This window comes from Thalassovita taeanensis (assembly GCF_900110775.1).
Taxonomy (GTDB): domain Bacteria; phylum Pseudomonadota; class Alphaproteobacteria; order Rhodobacterales; family Rhodobacteraceae; genus Litorimicrobium; species Litorimicrobium taeanense.
Map to the genome: position 1 here is coordinate 1 of NZ_FOEP01000006.1, position 17,817 is coordinate 17,817.

The following is a 17,817-nucleotide window of genomic DNA, read 5'->3' on the forward strand; positions in this document are numbered from 1 at the left end:
AAATGGGTTCAAGATACAGGCATCGATTGGCATTACATTGCACCCGGAAAACCTCAACAAAACGGCTTCATCGAAAGCTTCAACGGCAAGCTACGTGATGAATGCCTCAATGAAACGCTGTTCGGCACATTGGCCGAGGCTCGCAAAACGCTCGAAGAATGGCAGGAGGACTACAACTGGCGCAGACCCCATTCAGCCTTAGGCAACCTGACGCCAATGGAATTTTTGCAGAGAAAGGCGATGGACAAGATGGCGGCCTAACGACAAAGATTTAACCCTAAGGACTCCGCGCAGAGCTGGGGGAAGCTTGGGGCTCAGGTCAACTGCGATCAACTAGCCACTCAGCGCGCCAAGTCCATTGCTGATATGCACTTCGCAGGCAAGCAGTTACCGCTGATCCACTTGGCGCGCTCTAAAGGGTACAAAGGTAAGTAAAGCATCGATGAACGACGCTCAGGTGCAACACCTAAGTCAGCTTTGCGCAGAAAGCGAGCTTTGCAAAGTCGTCGCGCGCACTTGTGCCGACCAAGCGCGACCGGGCTATAGTGCCAGTTACATCTCTGGCGAGCTGGCTGACTGGCCGGAAGATCATCAGATGGATCATGTAAGAGGCGCGCCGTATCACCCCAGATCCAAGGCAAGATTAAGTGTTGGCACTAGATCCTCAAGATCCGCATCCTGCTGGAAAACTACTACCTGCATGGCGATCTGGGGCAGCAGATCGATGCCTTTGTCTGTCACTACATTCACCGGCACAATCATGAGAGCGCAGAGGCTCACACCTGCGGATGCCTACTTCGGCCGAGGCGAGATCATCCTGAATCAGAGAGAAAGGATCAAACGAAAGACCATCAAAACGCGACGCTTGCTTCACCGCAAATCCGCCGCAAAACCCGACAACTAACTGGCCCAAAACTTCTGACGACGGTCAAGCAACGACAAATCCGTTCCAGTAATTTTTGCACTCTTAACAGAAAGTTGCTGCATCAGGGCGCACTCTACCCTAAAAGGTAATCAACTAGAACCAGGGGGCTCCATGGCAAAATTTGTGCTCGAAGATATAGCTTTAGAAATCCCGGATTCATTATTAAACGAGAAGTTAGTTCAAAAGCTGAATAGTGGGCAATATGAATTTGCGGAAGCGCGTGCTGCTAAGATGCGTGTCAAGCCCGGCCATCGCGTACTCGAACTCGGCGGTGGGATAGGGTATATTAGTTCGATTTGCGCCCAGCTCACTGATCCCTCCAAAATTGTGACGGTTGAAGCGAATCCGTTTACGATCAAAGTTATCCGCAAAAATTTGGATTCTAATAGGGCCGTTGAAACGCGATTGGAGTATGGTGCGGTCGCAGGTGACTGCGATGCCGGCGAGACAGTGACGTTTCGAGTGGGAAAGGCTTTCTGGGGATCATCTGTTGCGGGCATTGAGGATAGACCCGGCGAGCTGGTTGAGGTGCCGCTGATCAGCCTGATCAGCCTCTTTGAAGCTCACCGGCCGGACGTAGTAATTATGGACATCGAGGGGTCTGAAATGTACCTATTTGATCGTCCGTGGCCGCGCTTTGTTCGCCAAGTAATAATGGAACTTCACCCGCGCGCGTATTCAATGGGTATGATCAAAAAAATAGTGGATTGCATGTCCCAGAGCGGACTGACCTACGACCCAGGACCTTCCCGTGGGACACTTATTGGCTTTCGCCGTGTGCCATCAAAAAAATCTTAACCCCCGAAAAACACCTTGCCTAGATATTTCTTTGGAGAAACTTTTCTGATGGCTCGTCCGTCGAATTGGGAAAATGGCTTCCACCTTTTCAAAAACGCGCGCATCGACGCCACTTGCTTTGTTGCACAAATCGGGTGAGGGTCGAACCTCCCCTTTCCCCACCAGTAGGGCTTATCCTATGGCGCCAGTGACGGATATGCCAATGGCGGTGTATCGGTTTAGGGAGACGATGCGGATTTGGATTTTCGTGACTTGCCGGTCGAATTCCCTCGCCCTGAGGCTTTGTCGCGTCGGTTTTACACAATGCATCTACTGACCGGAAGCACATTGCACCGCAATGTCACGAGATGGATGGTTTCGATCCGGCTTCGACGGTTATTAGCACTATCTTCGCCAGAGCGCTCGCTCCATATATCTCGATGCGTTGAATTTCGTTGGGGCGATGGCTCCAAGAACTGTGGGTTGCTAGGGCTTGCGTTCCAGCGCGGCGATGCAATTGCATCAGCACCACACGCAGCATTCACATCATGGTATTGGTGGCTCACCATCGTCGATGACTAATGCAATGATTTGATCGAGTGAGATGCGGCACCAAGGCTCCGGCAACATGGGCGCATTCACTGCCCGGTAAGTGATCTATGCAACAAAGTCACCGCGACCCTAAGAGGCGTGTGTGAAAATTATCGCGCACGGCCCCGCACTCCGAAAACCACTTCAAGCTATTGCACGCAGGGGCTTTATTTGCACGCATGGTGAAATCTATGATTGCATGGAGGGAATGTCTCATGGCTGTAAAACAAATAGTAACTGGCACAACTGCGGATGAAACACTTGAACTTACTTCCGGGTGGGGAAGAATTTCTGCAGGTGGTGGCGACGACACACTTTACGCAACTGCCCAAAATGGGGGCAATGGAACTCAGGGGCACGAAGTACATACTTATGGTGGTTCGGGCGACGATGTTACTTATCTAGATTTCAACTCTATCACAAGTTTTTCTGCGGGTCATCATGCAAGGGGTGGAACGAACGACGGGATGTCCTTCTCTGAGCAGAACAGCATGCCCAGTACTGATCATATTATACCTGTCAGTGCCCATTCTGGTAGCAACGTGGTAAGCGAAGGTGTCGATACCTTTGTATTTACCAACCTTCAGGACGTAGGTGGGTTAGTTGTCGGACGCCTTGAAGATTTGGAGCACTCACGAGACAGCATTTATATCAATAGTATCGGCTCCAACAACGAAATCAACCTATCTAACAATTCGGGCACAGTTAATGGTAACAGTTGGAGAATTGTCGAATGGAATGGAAATCACATTGATGGCAACGCCGATCCTCAGCAATGGTTGATGATCCAGACAACGGGTGGCGGCACTCTATTATACGCTTTAGAGGGCGCCAGAGTTGATGACAGTCCCCTTACTCCGGGAGGGGAACAAGAGTCACATTTTGTTTCCATGAATTCGGCTACGTCATTTGTGAACTCAAACCCTGTTAGTGTTAGTTTTATTGATCAAATCGATATCATACCTGTTGGTTTCTCTCCAGATGCAGGCGGGCTGTTGTTAGATGATTATGACACTGAACAAAGTGACGTAGATAGCTCTATCAATGGCACCCAAGAAGGCGATGTCATCGCAGCAGGCCTTAATGATGACAGTGTAACCGCCAATGGTGGCGATGATACGATATGGGGAGGGAGCGGTAATGACGTCATTGATGGGGGTAGCGGAGACGATAGTCTCGATGGTGGAAGCGGGGCAGACACGATCATCGGCGGGGCCGGCAACGACGTCATATCAGGAGGCTCGGCATCTTCGGACCCCCGCGACGTAATTTATGGCGGCAATGGAAACGACTATATTGATGGAGGTTACGGCAATGACGAGCTGCGCGGAGATGATGGGAATGATACGATCACGGGGGGCTTTGGCGCGGATTCTGTGATCGGTGGCGCTGGTGATGATGAACTGAACGGACAGTCCTTGTCTGACGAGATTTTCGGCGGCGATGGTGAAGATTTCATCAATGGTGGCTTCGGCCATGACCGGCTGAATGGGGGTGCGGATGCGGACCGGTTCTTTCATCTGGGGATCGCGGATCACGGTTCGGATTGGATCCAGGACTATTCAGCCGCCCAGGGCGACGTGCTGCAATATGGCGGCACGGCCTCAGCTAATCAGTTTCAGGTAAATTTTGCCGCGACTTCTGGTTCAGGGGAGGAAGGTGTGCAGGAAGCTTTTGTGATCTACCAACCCACCGGCCAAATCCTCTGGGTGCTGATTGATGGTCATGCTCAAGACGAGATCAATCTGTTGCTGGGTGGCACGCAACACGACCTCCTTGCTTAAGCCTTCACCAATCAAACGGTGAGCGCCAGAACAACGATAGTGTGCTCACCCAAAATTCCAACCAAGCCGGAAATATCGCTTTCAACAGAGTGCCGGACAAAGCTGGTTGCTCCCCACGAAATATCCGCGAACCAGGTCTCAATCCCAACCTACCGCGCAACTCTGCAAGCGCGCTATCCGCAGAGTTACCGATGGCGCGGATCGCTGCGAATATCGCCTGCCGCCCGATGTGCAGATCGGTCATGTCCGCTTAGGGGCTGGGAGCGGTCTTCACTACCAACCTCGAACGACCATGAGAGACGGGCTGACTACAAGAGTTGAGGTGAAATTTGCTCTACTGTCTTTCTCATACTTCAGTTCTTTCTGTGAGGTGCTAGGCAATTTACGGCTTCTTGGAGTTGTTTAAGCGTGAAACCCTCGCGATTATATACTTCTTGAGTTACGCCTGACCTTGCGTGGCCGACTAGACACTGAATAATCGGTTCTGGTACGCTTGCTTGGCTAAGGCGAGTAACGACGGTGTGTCTCAGGCTATGGAAAACCAGCCCCGGCTCTTTCATGCCCAATTTGGGTAAGAAGCTCTCATTGCACCAACGCCCTAAGTTGCGGCCATATCCGCCGTTGGCGCTGTAGCTGTAGTCGGGAAACAGCCTCATGCCGGACTTACGACTTTTCACGAAGTCAAGAAATCCAATACTGATCAACTCTGAGTGCAGAGGCACCTTGCGCCTCCCTGCCGTTGTCTTAAGCCGCTTGTTGTCGTCACCTTCGTCAGTGATGTTTAGGAACCAAATGTCTCCGTTGACTTGCACATCAGCGACGTCGAGTTGGCAAATCTCGTTGAGACGTGCCCCGGTGAACATGCCAAGGAGCATTCCCCATTTGTGACTGTCTTTGCGCACTAGCCCGGACGGGTTTTCAGTCAACTCGTTGTAGAGCAGGCAGGCTTGGTCCGGTGAGAAGGGTTTGCGCTCGGTTTCACTGTTCTTCGCCTTGGCGACTTTCATGCCGTCAAAAAGGGTATGCGGCGCATAGCCGTGTCGCTCTGCCCAGTCGAAGAAACTCTTGAACATTTGGATGTGGCTGTTGATCGTCTTGGGCGCGATCTTGTTGTGGCCGGGTTCCTTGATGGCTTGCATCAGCGGCATGGCCTTCAACTTCGGCTTGGTGTTCCTGCTAGCCGGTAGCGCCTGCAAAACTTTCTTGACCTCGTTCGCGTCCTGCTTGGTTATCGTGCCAAGGAGCCGGTCTGGGCCGAAGTATTCGATTAGAATGTCCAGATAGGCTCGATTTTGCCCGACGGTCTTGGGAGACCATTGACGGGAATGCTCTGCAAGGAATTCTTTCACAGCTATACCCAAAGGCGAAGAAGCCTCTTCTGGGCGCGCAGCGGGCCTCTCAGGAGCCTTATGCGTTTTTTGGAAGGAATTAACCGCTCAAGATCCGATATGCGCCCCAGAATGGCTTCTAATTGGTCTCTGCGCGCCTTTCGCAGCTCATGCAATATTTGATCTGCGTTCTCTGGCGATCCCGCTCCGGGAAGGGTGCAGAAATCAATAAACCGCGTCATGTGATCTTCGAGGTAAACATCTGAGGCGCAATCTTCCCGTCCCTCTAGGACGTCTGAGTGGCTTTGGTGCTCAAGTTCGAGTACCTCTCTTGCCCTTGTTTTGCCGCCAGTTCGTGCAATCCACTCATTGTACCTCTCGAGAGACTGCTTGAAATAGTCCCTTACTTGGGTGCGCAGGTGCTCATGTCGCAGTTGTGCCAACGAGTTGTCTTCCCGAATAGATTTGCCGCAGCATGCAAGATAGCGGGCCAATTCGCTAGCCCGATTTGGGCAGCCTGTGCGTAAGGAAAGACGAATGGTTGTGCGTGGTGCTTGAGGGTGCTTTGGCAATGGCCAGCGGAAGTAATAAACTCCATGCTGGGACTTGCATAGGTAAGATGACAGCATCATGAATCGTGTGTCTCACTGTGTGTCACACTCGATAGCCAGTCAGCTAAGTAGTTTATTTAGATGAAAATGGAGGCGAGTACCGGAATCGAACCGGTGTGGACGGATTTGCAATCCGCCTCTTTCCTTTGAAACCATTGAATAATTTTATAAAATATACCTGCCAACGCCCGTGTGAAATCAGTAAGTTAGCTAGTGCGATGTAAAATGAGTCTGCGCGCCAAACGCATCCGACGCAGATCGGCACTTGGAAACAAGCGAAGATAGAGAATGCACAACCCCTCGGCTAGGTTCAGCAATCCAGTTTTGTGTTTGATGAACTTGTCAGTAGTATTCGCCATTGTGATTTCCTTGTTTGATGGTTCGGCTTCCACCTCCATCAAAACGGACATCCATCATCTCATTCAAGAGATGCGCCGCTCCCGCTCCGGTTCTCTGGGAAGGGGGTGGTGTCAAATCACATTGAGACTAATTCACCTTGAGGCCACCGAAAAGGCACTCCTTGCCTTATCGCCCATTGCGCAACAAGGCCGCCCTCCGTTGGCAAATAGCGCTTACATTGCCGCTCTTGGTATGAAAATAGACATATCGAAGTCGTTGACGTCTTCAATGTCCTTGACAGCGCCTTGTTTGATGATCTGATTGTAGATCACTTCCCTACTAGCCTTTTGCTCTTCGTCGCTCATACCAGACATCGAGTTGACGACATCGCCATGGGACGGGCGTAGATAGCCGGAGGTATCAGTTCGGTCCAAGGGCGTTTCGTGCACACACATCGGCACGTGCGAAGCGCTACAAGCACGAACGGCCTCAACCGGGAAGTCTACAGCGCCAACCAATCCCCCTTTGTCGCCGTTTGCATTCACCTGTATCTCATGGAGTTTCCTGGCAGTATAAATCAGCTCGTCTTCAAGAGCATGGTCTAGACGGACAACTGACAGCCCGACTCTGTATGCCCTGACTAGATCGGCCGCCTTGAACTTCCGTTTGATTAGGTCAGCGGGCTTCTTCACCTTGAGGTGCGAGGGCGAGGTCAAGAAGAGCCGTAGAACTTCTTTAGGCATGACTCTGCCGGGGCTGCCAGCAAGCGGCTCGGCCTGCTCACAAGCGCAAGACGGATAAGTTGCTGCCAGTTCCTCTACGTTGATCTCTAGGGAGCAAAACTTATCTAACCCGTCACGCATTTTAAAATCGCTAACGTCTTCATTCTTGTGCAGAAAGCGCGCGCCGAATGAGGTGAATACTTCTAATAATTTCGCTAAGTGAGCCAGCATTAAAAGTTCCAGAGGTAATAATATCACATCCAGAAATCACAGTGTATACTGCTCTGTGATTTCCTTTGAATTCTAGCCCGCCCCTTGTGAAGCCTTCTTCGTCGTAAAGCTCAAGTGCGACACTGCCATCAAAAGCCATTACGGGTTCAGGAGTGTCTATATCTCCTGACCAGTTCTGAAGCACTTCCAAGGCGTCATCTATGACACCAGATAGAGCCGGGCTGCTATCAGGGCCATCCCAACCCGCTGCCAGTTCCGCAAAGCTTCTCACGGCACCTCGGACGTCATCAAGCTCTGTCGGCGCACTGGTCGCCTTCAAGTAGTCAGCTTCAATGACAGTTGCTTCGACCGTAGGAGCATTCATCGACGCAACAATTCTCGGCACACGGAAAGTCCGTTGCGCCTTAGCTGGCAGACGGTTTACCTCGACTTCTTTCTGCTCAATTTCGCTCCGACGCGAAAAAGTGCGGTTTTTCAGAAAAGAGCCAGGAAACTGTCGGCAAAAATAATCGTCGGCAGTGCCAATGGTGCTAGCATACGTCATTTGTAGGCCTCCAGATTAATGCCAATTTGGTCTCGATATTCTGCTGAGAGGGATTCACCAAACAATAGCAGTGAGCGGTTGTGCATGCCATTAATAAGCTCTCGGACACTTTGAAAATCAAGTGGGGTCGACTTGGATCGTCGCTCCACAAGCGTATAAATCCCGAGGCTGCGCATTTCCTGTCCCTCCGCATTCAATGTATCTACGACGTCGATGTTGCGGTTGATGAGGTTGGGAGCTTCCTCATAACCTTCGAACCAGCCCACATGTGAGTGCCAAGCTGAGTTGCCTGCACAAACATCTGCGGGTATGGCGGTATCCACGACGCTGAGCAGCATTGAGACATCCGCTTCCAACGGGTTGCCTTCGAAAACGAAGCTGTCCCAGTATTCGAGTTTAATGGCATCAAGCTCGGCAATGTCGCTTATGTTGTCGAGAGCAGGGAGCAGGACTTCTTCGAGGCGCGCAACCAACGACTCCCAGCGTCCGTAGGTCATAGTCATGTAGCCGTAGACCATGTCTTTGAAGCTTACCTCTTCTACGAGGTCTCCATTTTGATGGCGGCGCATGACAAAGCCGTTCTTTACGGAAGGTTCCGTTTGCGGTGAATTGTGTGCCTGTAATTTGATAGTCGTGATTGAGCTTTCAGCCGGTCCGACCGAGTCAAACCCGAGGTCAGAGGCTTGTTGCCGGGTCTCGTGCGAAGACTTAGCTACCACCTTGGATGGGACCGGTTCGCGAAATGTGAACAAAAGCCTTACGCGTTCAATCGCGTGTGCTTCGTGCCTTGGTCTCCAGGTCATGTGTCACTCACCTTATCCGCATTATTTATGAATGTTCCAACTGTGCTTTTCAACTTAAATCCGAGCGTATTGTCGTTCGTCTAAGATTTAGTATCTCTAACGCTCGCACAAGCCAAGCGTTGCGCAGCGCGGCACATTAAAATTTGAATGTCGGCCTGGGGCCGACCTTGCCTCGGAAATCGGTGTTGCAAATACGAAACTCGATTCGGCTGGCGCGGTCAGTCAGGGTTCCATCCATACTCTGGCTGCGATCGGCACGAAGAACGGCTTTGCCACCCTCTCTCATTTCTGGGTCAGTTTGTGACGGAAAGATCAAATATCTCTAACGCTTCGCATCTACTCCAGTAGAGTCGGGCCCTCGCCCAGTGAACCCGACCCCCTGATTCGTAGTCAGATACTCTATCCAGCCATGCCTCGAATCAAACTATTGCCACCCTCCAGCACATAATGACCCATTTTGCAAGCGATATTTACATTTCCAGTATTTTCCTCTATTGTTCAATCAGTAAAAATCGAACTGGATAAGAAAATGACCACACAAAAGCTGATCGGAATCGTCGAAACTGCGGTGGCGGTCGGGACCACCCGAGCGCAGATTGATAATCTTCGCACCCTGACCCAGCCTCGAATCGAATGGCGGACCGATCCCAAGAGCAAGAAACGCAATAAAAAGCTCTATAATTTCGACCAGATGGTCGCGTTTTTGGATCATCACCTTCGGCTCAGCGACCTCCAACGCGAGCGCCTCGACGCGGCCTCGGTCGAGATGCTTCCGTCCCTTCTTGATCGGGAGTTGGTCCAATGAGCAACACGCGGAAAGAAGATGCTCTGCGGCACATCGAGCGCAATCTCCTGCGGGAATCCCCCGGTCTCACGGACGGGGCCTTGGCTTATCTGCTAGCGGAGGCGGCTGACCTCATCGAGGTGAGATCGTATGAAGCAGGCTCCACCATGGATGTGAAAGAAGCTGTCGCCAGCCTGAAATCCACGGAGATTGGCAAGATGGTGTTCCGGGAGGCGGAGCCTGCCGACGATGTCGCTGCCCAGCGCGCGCGTCTGGCCGATTTGCCGCCTGCCCAACGCATGGCCGCAGCTCGTAAGCTAGGAATCGGCTGATGATCAGTGACGCCTCCCAGCCCCTGCCCGATTCCCGAGACGAGCACTTTGCTCGAATGGTTGCGGCAGGGGTGGGGCGCGCCCGCGCCTACGAGGTTTCCTACGGCGGCGAGGATCGCGACTACAATGCGTGGCGTCAGCAGGGCTATCGCCTTGGCAAGAAGTCACCGGTGCGGACGAGGATAGAACACCTTCGCACGCTCGATGAAGTGCCGGATTTTTCTCCGACCTCGATCACACCAGCAGCACCCGTTCCGCAGGCTGATCTCAGTCGCGCAGGGCTGCTGCAGCTCATGGGAGAGGTCACTGGGGCGCTACGTGACGCCGCGCGGGCATTGGATCGGGCAGGCGGGACACCGACGTCTGTGGCCCGTCTCCGGCGCGATCTGTTGGCGCACGTAAAAAGAGTGCAGAAGTTTGAACCCGCACACGCCGCCGTAGCTGTGATTGACGAGAACTTCGCAGGATTGGGGGAGAACCTTGCCGATCTTCGCTGCCGATGTGCTGCCGCAGGCGCTGGGCGGACACGGAGGCGCGTGTAGTGGCGCTCGACGACCAAACAACCCAGCCTAGCGTTCACAACGAGGCCACAGCGGCCAATGTGGAGGTTGTGACAGCGACGTTGAAGGAACTGCGGAAGGGTCTTCAAATGATTGCGGTCGATCCCGAAGCAGGGGCCAAGATCGTGAATGGTCAGGCTGACCTTCTCAGCAAGGCAATCGCATCGCTATCCACGCAGATCGCGCACCTTCGAGTGCCGGAAAAGCGCGACGACGACCGCCCGCCCGCGCCAGTGATCGACATCGACGAAGCAGTCGAAGCTGCGGAGACGTTGATGTCCATCCTTGATGATGAAGTCTGCCAGACCTGCGGATGCTTCAAATGAACAACGGCCTGTAAAGGCCAGAGACGACGCAGTGCGAGTGCCAAATCGCCCCCACGTTCGGCGTCAGCCGTCGCCCAATCCATGCGCCGGGGAGCGCTGGGCGGCGGCTTTTCCCCACCCCACCTAATCTACCCCGACTCAATCAATGCAACCTCCAACCCCGTTTAGGAGACCTCAGACAATGGATAAATAGAATGAGTAAATACGAACAAAGCCGCGCTTACTGTCGCACAGTTGTTGCGCTTGAACCCGGCAGCACTAACCCGTCCTGCCCTGCCGACGCCCGGAAGATGGCGCTGGCCGAATTGATGACAATCTGGGAACACCCCGATCCGATCTGGACCGCCGGTCTAGTTCTAGTCGCGGCAAAACAAATCACCGATCTGGTATATTTTGCGGACCTGCCCGGTCCCGCCCAGATCGACTGCGGAGACCTCGTCGCCGCACTGGGCTGTCCGCGTGTCGCGCGGATGGTTCTCCGAGCAGCCGGTTTCTACATCGGTCGCGACGGGAAATGGACAGATCGTAATGATGATCTGCCCAATCAAGGACCGGCACAGAAAGTCGAAACCCCCGGCAACTTCTTCGCCAAACATCTGCTCGAACTGGCGGAAGCAGTCGACGAATCGGTCAACTGATGGGTAGGCCGCAAGCCTTTGGTTTCTTGGTGTAACTACTTGAAGTAACTAGGGAAATTTTGATTCTTTCTGCGTTGGGCGTGGTCAAATAAGGCAGACCATGCTACAACGTAAAACGCCGGGGGCATTATGCGGGGAAACCAATCCCGCGCCCCCGGCGTCTGATACTATTGCTGTGTCAGAGTATACTGAAACCAGCGCTGACGCGCAAGCGCCTGAAAGAAAACGATCCAAATGAAACACGAAAAAATAACACCAGATTCGGTGAATGATGCCGCTTGCGTGATCGACAATGACGACACGGGCCAGAATGACGGACCGGACTTGAACGACGCCTACATCAGCGGAAAAGCGACACCAGCCTTCGACGCACTGCTTGAGCGGCCCGTAACAATTCTAATCGGTCAATTGTATGGCGCGCGTGATCGCCGGAATACGCCGGACGAAGGGTGGAAACAAAATACGCTCACCTTTGGCGACTTCATAAAAGGCTATCCCGCCAAAGGAACCGCCGCCGCCTTTGGTTTGAGCCGTCATCCCGAGGCCAAACGGAAAGAAGGCGCGGCTATTGTTCTGGGATCGTCTATAGGAGGTGCACGCAAGGCCACAGCGATGGATACCATGTATCTCATGGGGTTGGACGTGGATTCCGGCGCGAAGCTGGACGATGTGCTGGACGTGATCGAAACGCTGGGGTTGGCCTGTTTTGCGCACACCTCATTCAATCACGGCAAGAGCGGAATCGAATTGAAGCGCGATGACGTGTTGCGGAAGCTGAAAATCAGCACCGACCCAACCCTTGATCAAGTGAAAGAGTATCTGCGCCACCACTCAAAAGACCGTTACGATGAGTCCTTTATTAACTCTGTGTCGATCAGGGCTGCTAAAAAGCAGGTCAAGGCCGGAGTCGTGATCGTCTTGGACACTGAACCACTTGATAAATTCCGGCTGTTCTTTCCGTTGGCTGAGCCGATCAAGATCATCGACCAAGGCGCGACACATCAAGGCGCACTAGACGACTGGGAAAGCGCGGTAACGGGGCTGGCGTCCGAGGTGCTGGGCGTGAATTTTGACACTTCATGCACGGACCCTTCGCGGCTGTTCTATTCTGCCCGCCACCCCGCGTCAGCGGGGGATGAGTGGGGTAGCTACATCATCCAAGGCGAGCCGCTGGACTACGCCGCGATTCCGCGTGTGAAGAAAGCAGACTACAATGCAGGGCGCGCCGGGAATGCGTTTATGCAAGCGGGGGGCGGAGTCGGTCAAGAGCGCCCGCGTGTGATCCTGGACTCGGGACGCGACCTGACCGCGTGGCACTCGATGACAGGCAAGAACCGTTTGATGTTGGCCGACCTGCTCGAAACCAACTGCCCGGATAAAATCCGTTCGGCGGGTGGTGAACGATCCGGTCACGTCCATACCGAATGTCCTTTTGAGCACGAGCACACCAACGAAGGTGGCACGGGCACGATGGCCATCAACTGCATCGACAACGAGAACGGGTATTGGACGTGGTTCTGCAAGCACGATGCCTGCCAAGGTCGGCATAAGACCGAACTCCTGGCCGAGGCGATCAATCGCGGTTGGTTCGACGAGTCCGCGCTGGACGGCGACGATCTGTTGCCGCTGGATGATGAGGCACAGGCCGAGGCGGACGCACTCGCCGAGGCGGTGGCGCTGGAAATGGAGACTGGGACCACTGTGGCCGAGATCGCCGCTGACGCGGCCACGCGCTGGAATGCCGACACGACCGGAAAGGAGATTGCCGAACACTTTGCAAAACGTATCGCCGCCGGAACCGATGAATCCGTGTTGAACAAGGATAAGGACGTGATTGTTGCGGCGACCAGCTTCGGCAAGTTGGACGTGAACAAGATCATTCGGCAGGAGAGAGGGAAGCACTCAGAACGTGAAAAGGCCAAGGTGCGCGACGAGGCCAGCGAGAAAGCAGCCCGCGATCTGAAAGCTGGAATCGTTCCCGACGCCTGCTGGACTGACAAGCATGATTTTAGTTGGCAGAAAAACTACGCTGGCATGGTGATCGACGCTAAAAACACCGAAGGGTCGAACCCGTTTGTGTATACGAATGGGAACGTGCTGGCGCGGGTGAGCATTGATCGTAAGACAGGCAGTGCTGAAATTGTCGATCTTTCCACGGAAGCGCTGGTAACATTCCTAAGCGACCACGGAAATTTTATGGTGGAACAAGGCGCAGAGGGCGATACCCGCCAGATTGCCTGCCCTACCCAGATTTCCGTTCAGCTTATCCATGAATGGGAAAAGACCCGGTATCCTGAACTTGAGGGGATCATTCCCGCACCGCAGTTTGCAGAGGATGGAACGCTTGTTCTGGTGCCGGGGTATCACAAAGGTTCTGGCCTGTTTTATGCCCCGCCCACCGGGTTTGAAGTTGCAGACGTGCCTGACAAACCGACTCCAGACGATGTGAATGCAGCGGTTGATTTGTGGCGCAACCTATATGCAGATTTCCCCTTTGAGGGGATGACACGGAACAAGATCATGGCTGGCGACGAGTCGGCGGACTTCGCACACCTCATAGGTTTGGCACTGACAACCCCGGCGCGTGACCTTATGGGGGCGTCCGCTGTGACGCCTGCTTTTCTCGCAACCAAACCCGCGCCCGGAACGGGCGCAACTTTGATGTTGCAGATATTGCAGATGATCCTTTTTGGAAGCACTATGATCGACCCCCCGGCAACAAATGACGACGAACTGCATAAAACTGTTTTTGCGGATTTGATCGCCGGGAAGCCGATGAAGGTTTGGGATAACGTGGAGACGGTTGGTGGTTCTGTCTATCCTGCCCTGTTGACCGCGCCTGCCTACTCCGGACGTGTGCTGGGGCTGACCCTCACGAAGACCGTTCGGAACCGGATGAGCGTAGCGTTCACCGGAAACAACCCCGAGTTTACGAAGGAACTCAGGCGACGCGTGGTCTTGTGCCGTCTGGACGCGAAGATGGAGAAACCAGAGGAAAGGGGACCAGAGTCTTTTAAGCACCCCAACGTGCTGGATCACGCCCGCGACCACCGCGCGAAATACTATCATGCCCTTCTGGTGATGATACAAAATTGGATAGCACAGGACTACCCACAGGCGGCGAAAAAGAGGACTTTGGCCAGCTATGAAAACTGGTCAGAGGATATTGGCGGGATTCTTGCCGCCGCCGGGATTCACGGCTTCCTCGGGAATCGCGACAAGGTGCAGGAATATACATCGGGGGGCGGTGACGATGATCCTCTGCGTGATCTGGTGGAATGTTGGCTTGCCGCGACGATGAAGGGTGTCGATGAAAACCCCAGAGTGTGCCGGGAGGGGATGCTTTGCAAAACGAACCAAGGATCGAATGGGAACATTGGACTGATCGACGTTGCCGCCGTTGGCGAACTGGAACTACCAGTGAAATTGTCTCGACATGCGAGCGATGCTTTTGGCTACGACTCCGCCGCGTTCGGGCGGTTTGTCGGGAAGGGTATCGGGCGGGTTTTTGAGATTGATGGGAAGAAGTGGGCCATCGAGAAAGGGGCCAAAACGAAGCAGGGGGTGCCGTGGTCGCTGGTGGCCGTGACCGCGTGAGCGGTGACGATGGGTGACGGTAAAAACCTATCGTCACCCATCGTCACCCGCGTAATATATTGATTTTCAATGTTTATTTGGAGTGTGAGTGACGAGTGACGTTAAAATGAACAGATCAGATTTGAATCCCAAAAGTATATATACACGTGAGCCTTCGCCGCCCAGAACGTGTGTGTGTATGTCTTTTCCAGCGTTAGTGCGGACACCGCCAGTTTAACGTCACTCGTCACCCACATTAAGGTTATATGTATAAAATCAATACCTTAAATGGGTGACGATAGGGTGACGATAGGTTTTTATCGTCACCTTTTCACCTGTTCGTCACCCGTATCGTGCTTATCTCCGCCGGGATGAGCCACCGTCACTTACAAAATGCCCGCATACGCTAAAATCCGCCCGACAGCCGCCACTACATACGGTAACGCACTGCGTCATTACTGCAACATTGCGTGACTGGCGGCGCGTGAAACATCGTCAACGCAGGTATGCATCCGGTCAGTCCACCGTCTCGTCGATCTCGATGAGGATGGGGGACCCGCGCCGATTCAGACACCCGGTGGGCCTTCCTCGACAACCTACCGCCGCTTCGGTGGCTGTCTGCTCCGACAAGCAGGATAATCTCACACGCAATGTCGTTGCCCACCCCGCGAAACATTTGCCACACCGCCCAGCCCAGCGCCCACCGGGGACCCTTCGGGATTCGATGACCGGGCGGGGTCCCTCTGGAATCCGAAGACCGGGGACCCTCCGGTTTTCGCGCAGGGGGTGGGGTCTAATTCCACAGAATTTCAAATCATGCCCGCCTCGGCTGATGCCGTCCACCAACCGCCCAGCCAACAGCATCACTACACCGTCCGAAATGAGTATACTTCGACGGGACACCGGAAACAGTGCGTTTTCTGTCCTTTTACCCTTCCAGAATCACTTATCGGACACTATGTATTTGTCGAACAGTCTTACAGGACACATAACAGGACAAAGGAGACAACATGGGAGAAATGATCGGCTACGCACGCGTTAGCAGCCACGGGCAGAAGCTCGACATTCAGGTAGACGCCCTGACCAAGGCAGGCGTCCACGAGGACCACCTTTATAAAGAGAAGGTGTCCGGCACCAAGCGCACAGGCCGAAAGGAGCTGGACGACCTTCTTGCTCGGGGCATCCGCAAGGGTGACACGCTCGTCGTCACGAAGCTCGACAGATTGGCCCGCTCATCGCGCGACCTCCACAACATCGCCCACACCCTCGAAGAAAAAGGCGTTGGCCTCAAGGTGCTCGATCAGAACATCGACACGACAACGAGCGCTGGACGATTGTTCTTCGCCATGCTGGGTGCCATCGCGACCTTCGAGACCGAGATCAGGAAGGAACGCCAACGCGAAGGCATCGACGCGGCATTGGCCAAAGGACCTGACAGCCCCTTCAAAGGGAGACCTGCGACCATTGAGGCCGACCGCATCGCAGCCCTCAAGGCCGAGGGGCTGACGCCCACCGCCATCGCCAAGGAACTGGGGATCGCGCGCTCATCGGTCTATCGCTACCTCGACAGCGAACGTCAGACCGACGCGAACGAAAGCATCGTGTGATGCTCCTACCGGCGAGGCCGCTGACCACCAGATCAACGGCCTGCTCCATGTTACCGCAGACCATGCGTCAGGACGTTGATTCCAACACCTCTGATCGCTTGTGCGGCTGATCCGGCTGTCATCGTGCGCCTGCTGCGTCAGCAGCCACCACAGGCCCTCCCACAGCCTCTCCTGATCCCTCCGATCCACTGATGCAAACCGGTTCACGCCCGACTGACTCCGGCTCGTTTTGACGCGATGCTGTTTTGGCTGGACTGACTCGATCCCATTTTGATTTGGACTGACTCAATCTCATTTTGTGGAGAACTGAATCACTTCCAATTTGGCTGGAACGAACCGACCCGATTTCCGGCGAGTGCGGGCCTGTTCGGCTCACCCGGAACCCTGACCGGATCGCCTGCCCATCGGATCACGTCAATCATAACCAATTGAAAAGATTCAATAAAGACTCCTAATCGCCCATCAAATGCCGCATTCTGGACAGGTCGAAACACAGGAGATTCGCATGACAGACCTACCAGACCTGATAGAGGCCAGCGCCAAACTGGCGCGGATAACTGGTGAAGATGATCCAGATATGCGCGCCGCGCGCAAACACGCCAGACGCGCGCTTGCGCTGGCCATAGGGACGCCAGAACAGCTAGTTGAGCGGCTGGACCAAACGACAACAGAAAAGGCACGCCAGAAGGCCCGACAGGCGGTTGCCGCTACGCGCACCTATCGGCCAGACAGCCAGACCACGGCAACGCGCGGCGCGGCTGATGCCTTGCGCGATGCAATCCGCGCCGCGCTGGAAAGGGTGGACGCGCGCCGCACCTGAGAATCTTGCACAATCTAGGGTCCCACAGGGGACTACCCTCTAGGTTGTGCAGGGCGCTCAGTAGCTGTCAGCACCCCACCCCCCAAGATTTTGGCAACCGCCACCGTAGGAAAATTTTTATAGGAATCGGATTCGCAACATTCGGGCCTCAATCATCCACCGATCAAACAACCGTCTGGGCATCCATCTCGTCATCGTCTGGCACGAGTTCACATTCAGGGTAAGGAGCGAGACTAACGACAAAACACTCAACAGCCTCTTCTTCGTCGGTGGCGGCACCGAAGAGAGTGACTATCCAAGGATTATTCACGTCGCGCTTGTGCAGGGCGGGTTGCATCCATCGGTCAAGTTCTTTGATAACGTCATCCGCCTCTTCGCCGTCATCGCCCTGCCACGCCCCTTCCTCGTTGCGAACCATATCGAACACGTCTTCGAGAACATCCGCCGCAATCCATAATTGATAATCGGTCAGGCCGACCAAGTGAATTTCCATTGCTGCGTTCATTAAATTACCTCCCT

General features: G+C 54.1%; 17 protein-coding genes and 1 pseudogene. 12 read left to right on the forward strand and 6 right to left on the reverse strand.

Annotated features, from left to right (window positions below; all coding sequences use genetic code 11):
* The 4 genes and pseudogenes from BSF79_RS09745 to BSF79_RS19465 all read left to right on the forward strand — a co-directional run.
* On the forward strand, window positions 1-261 hold a 261-nt coding region (locus tag BSF79_RS09745; RefSeq protein ID WP_217650055.1), incomplete at its 5' end, for an integrase core domain-containing protein.
* A gap of 289 nt (window positions 262-550) precedes the next feature.
* Window positions 551-904, forward strand: a pseudogene (locus tag BSF79_RS20070) (IS3 family transposase); the annotation flags it as partial.
* Between the two features lie 132 nt (window positions 905-1,036).
* On the forward strand, window positions 1,037-1,723 hold the full coding sequence (locus BSF79_RS09750) for an FkbM family methyltransferase (protein WP_090269720.1): 687 nt from the start codon (window positions 1,037-1,039) through the stop codon (window positions 1,721-1,723).
* Between the two features lie 785 nt (window positions 1,724-2,508).
* Window positions 2,509-4,077: a calcium-binding protein gene (locus BSF79_RS19465; protein ID WP_245776369.1), complete on the forward strand. Its 1,569-nt coding sequence runs from the start codon at window positions 2,509-2,511 to the stop codon at window positions 4,075-4,077.
* A gap of 4 nt (window positions 4,078-4,081) precedes the next feature.
* Here the strand turns inward: BSF79_RS19465 and BSF79_RS19470 are convergent, their stop codons facing one another.
* The 5 genes from BSF79_RS19470 to BSF79_RS09775 all read right to left on the reverse strand — a co-directional run bounded on the left by BSF79_RS19470 (window position 4,082) and on the right by BSF79_RS09775 (window position 8,655).
* Window positions 4,082-4,321, reverse strand: coding sequence for a hypothetical protein (locus BSF79_RS19470; RefSeq protein WP_139246421.1), 240 nt, complete (start codon window positions 4,319-4,321; stop codon window positions 4,082-4,084).
* A gap of 109 nt (window positions 4,322-4,430) precedes the next feature.
* Window positions 4,431-5,426, reverse strand: coding sequence for a tyrosine-type recombinase/integrase (locus tag BSF79_RS20075; protein WP_245776370.1), 996 nt, complete (start codon window positions 5,424-5,426; stop codon window positions 4,431-4,433).
* Between the two features lie 1,162 nt (window positions 5,427-6,588).
* The gene (locus BSF79_RS09770; protein WP_090269723.1) at window positions 6,589-7,308 is read right to left on the reverse strand and encodes a hypothetical protein; all 720 of its coding nucleotides are present in this window, start codon (window positions 7,306-7,308) and stop codon (window positions 6,589-6,591) included.
* A complete protein-coding gene (locus BSF79_RS19475) occupies window positions 7,238-7,852 on the reverse strand; it encodes a hypothetical protein (RefSeq protein WP_139246422.1) in 615 nt (204 codons plus the stop codon). Before BSF79_RS19475 ends, BSF79_RS09770 begins: the two co-directional genes overlap by 71 nt.
* Window positions 7,849-8,655: a hypothetical protein gene (locus BSF79_RS09775; protein WP_139246423.1), complete on the reverse strand. Its 807-nt coding sequence runs from the start codon at window positions 8,653-8,655 to the stop codon at window positions 7,849-7,851. Before BSF79_RS09775 ends, BSF79_RS19475 begins: the two co-directional genes overlap by 4 nt.
* 529 nt (window positions 8,656-9,184) lie before the next feature.
* Between BSF79_RS09775 and BSF79_RS09780 the strand changes: the two genes are divergently transcribed.
* The 8 genes from BSF79_RS09780 to BSF79_RS09815 all read left to right on the forward strand — a co-directional run bounded on the left by BSF79_RS09780 (window position 9,185) and on the right by BSF79_RS09815 (window position 17,298).
* A complete protein-coding gene (locus BSF79_RS09780; RefSeq protein WP_090269725.1) occupies window positions 9,185-9,460 on the forward strand; it encodes a hypothetical protein in 276 nt (91 codons plus the stop codon).
* Window positions 9,457-9,771 carry a hypothetical protein gene (locus tag BSF79_RS09785; RefSeq protein ID WP_090269726.1) on the forward strand — a complete coding sequence of 105 codons (315 nt, stop codon included), beginning with the start codon at window positions 9,457-9,459 and terminating at the stop codon, window positions 9,769-9,771. The genes BSF79_RS09780 and BSF79_RS09785 overlap by 4 nt, the downstream gene beginning before the upstream one ends.
* The gene (locus BSF79_RS09790; RefSeq protein WP_090269727.1) at window positions 9,771-10,313 is read left to right on the forward strand and encodes a hypothetical protein; all 543 of its coding nucleotides are present in this window, start codon (window positions 9,771-9,773) and stop codon (window positions 10,311-10,313) included. Before BSF79_RS09785 ends, BSF79_RS09790 begins: the two co-directional genes overlap by 1 nt.
* Window positions 10,313-10,657, forward strand: a complete 345-nt coding sequence (locus BSF79_RS09795) for a hypothetical protein (protein WP_090269728.1) — start codon at window positions 10,313-10,315, stop codon at window positions 10,655-10,657. Before BSF79_RS09790 ends, BSF79_RS09795 begins: the two co-directional genes overlap by 1 nt.
* A 194-nt stretch (window positions 10,658-10,851) precedes the next feature.
* A complete protein-coding gene (locus BSF79_RS09800; protein ID WP_139246424.1) occupies window positions 10,852-11,295 on the forward strand; it encodes a hypothetical protein in 444 nt (147 codons plus the stop codon).
* 234 nt (window positions 11,296-11,529) lie between these two features.
* On the forward strand, window positions 11,530-14,892 hold the full coding sequence (locus tag BSF79_RS09805; protein ID WP_090269730.1) for a hypothetical protein: 3,363 nt from the start codon (window positions 11,530-11,532) through the stop codon (window positions 14,890-14,892).
* Window positions 14,893-15,881: 989 nt separating this feature from the next.
* Window positions 15,882-16,478: a recombinase family protein gene (locus BSF79_RS09810; RefSeq protein ID WP_090269731.1), complete on the forward strand. Its 597-nt coding sequence runs from the start codon at window positions 15,882-15,884 to the stop codon at window positions 16,476-16,478.
* Window positions 16,479-16,983: 505 nt separating this feature from the next.
* On the forward strand, window positions 16,984-17,298 hold the full coding sequence (locus tag BSF79_RS09815; protein WP_139246425.1) for a hypothetical protein: 315 nt from the start codon (window positions 16,984-16,986) through the stop codon (window positions 17,296-17,298).
* 163 nt (window positions 17,299-17,461) lie between these two features.
* On the opposite strand, the gene BSF79_RS09820 is transcribed toward BSF79_RS09815, so the two are convergent.
* The gene (locus tag BSF79_RS09820; RefSeq protein WP_090269733.1) at window positions 17,462-17,803 is read right to left on the reverse strand and encodes a hypothetical protein; all 342 of its coding nucleotides are present in this window, start codon (window positions 17,801-17,803) and stop codon (window positions 17,462-17,464) included.
* Window positions 17,804-17,817 lie beyond the last annotated feature (14 nt).

Bases quoted from the DNA above. Each gene is read 5' to 3' on its own strand.
- BSF79_RS09750 (WP_090269720.1), top strand. From the start codon at position 1,037: ATGGCAAAATTTGTGCTCGAAGATATAGCTTTAGAAATCCCGGATTCA.
- BSF79_RS19465 (WP_245776369.1), top strand. From the start codon at position 2,509: ATGGCTGTAAAACAAATAGTAACTGGCACAACTGCGGATGAAACACTT.
- BSF79_RS19470 (WP_139246421.1), bottom strand. From the start codon at position 4,321: ATGACCGATCTGCACATCGGGCGGCAGGCGATATTCGCAGCGATCCGC.
- BSF79_RS09770 (WP_090269723.1), bottom strand. From the start codon at position 7,308: ATGCTGGCTCACTTAGCGAAATTATTAGAAGTATTCACCTCATTCGGC.
- BSF79_RS19475 (WP_139246422.1), bottom strand. From the start codon at position 7,852: ATGACGTATGCTAGCACCATTGGCACTGCCGACGATTATTTTTGCCGA.
- BSF79_RS09775 (WP_139246423.1), bottom strand. From the start codon at position 8,655: ATGACCTGGAGACCAAGGCACGAAGCACACGCGATTGAACGCGTAAGG.
- BSF79_RS09780 (WP_090269725.1), top strand. From the start codon at position 9,185: ATGACCACACAAAAGCTGATCGGAATCGTCGAAACTGCGGTGGCGGTC.
- BSF79_RS09785 (WP_090269726.1), top strand. From the start codon at position 9,457: ATGAGCAACACGCGGAAAGAAGATGCTCTGCGGCACATCGAGCGCAAT.
- BSF79_RS09790 (WP_090269727.1), top strand. From the start codon at position 9,771: ATGATCAGTGACGCCTCCCAGCCCCTGCCCGATTCCCGAGACGAGCAC.
- BSF79_RS09800 (WP_139246424.1), top strand. From the start codon at position 10,852: ATGAGTAAATACGAACAAAGCCGCGCTTACTGTCGCACAGTTGTTGCG.
- BSF79_RS09805 (WP_090269730.1), top strand. From the start codon at position 11,530: ATGAAACACGAAAAAATAACACCAGATTCGGTGAATGATGCCGCTTGC.
- BSF79_RS09810 (WP_090269731.1), top strand. From the start codon at position 15,882: ATGGGAGAAATGATCGGCTACGCACGCGTTAGCAGCCACGGGCAGAAG.
- BSF79_RS09815 (WP_139246425.1), top strand. From the start codon at position 16,984: ATGACAGACCTACCAGACCTGATAGAGGCCAGCGCCAAACTGGCGCGG.
- BSF79_RS09820 (WP_090269733.1), bottom strand. From the start codon at position 17,803: ATGAACGCAGCAATGGAAATTCACTTGGTCGGCCTGACCGATTATCAA.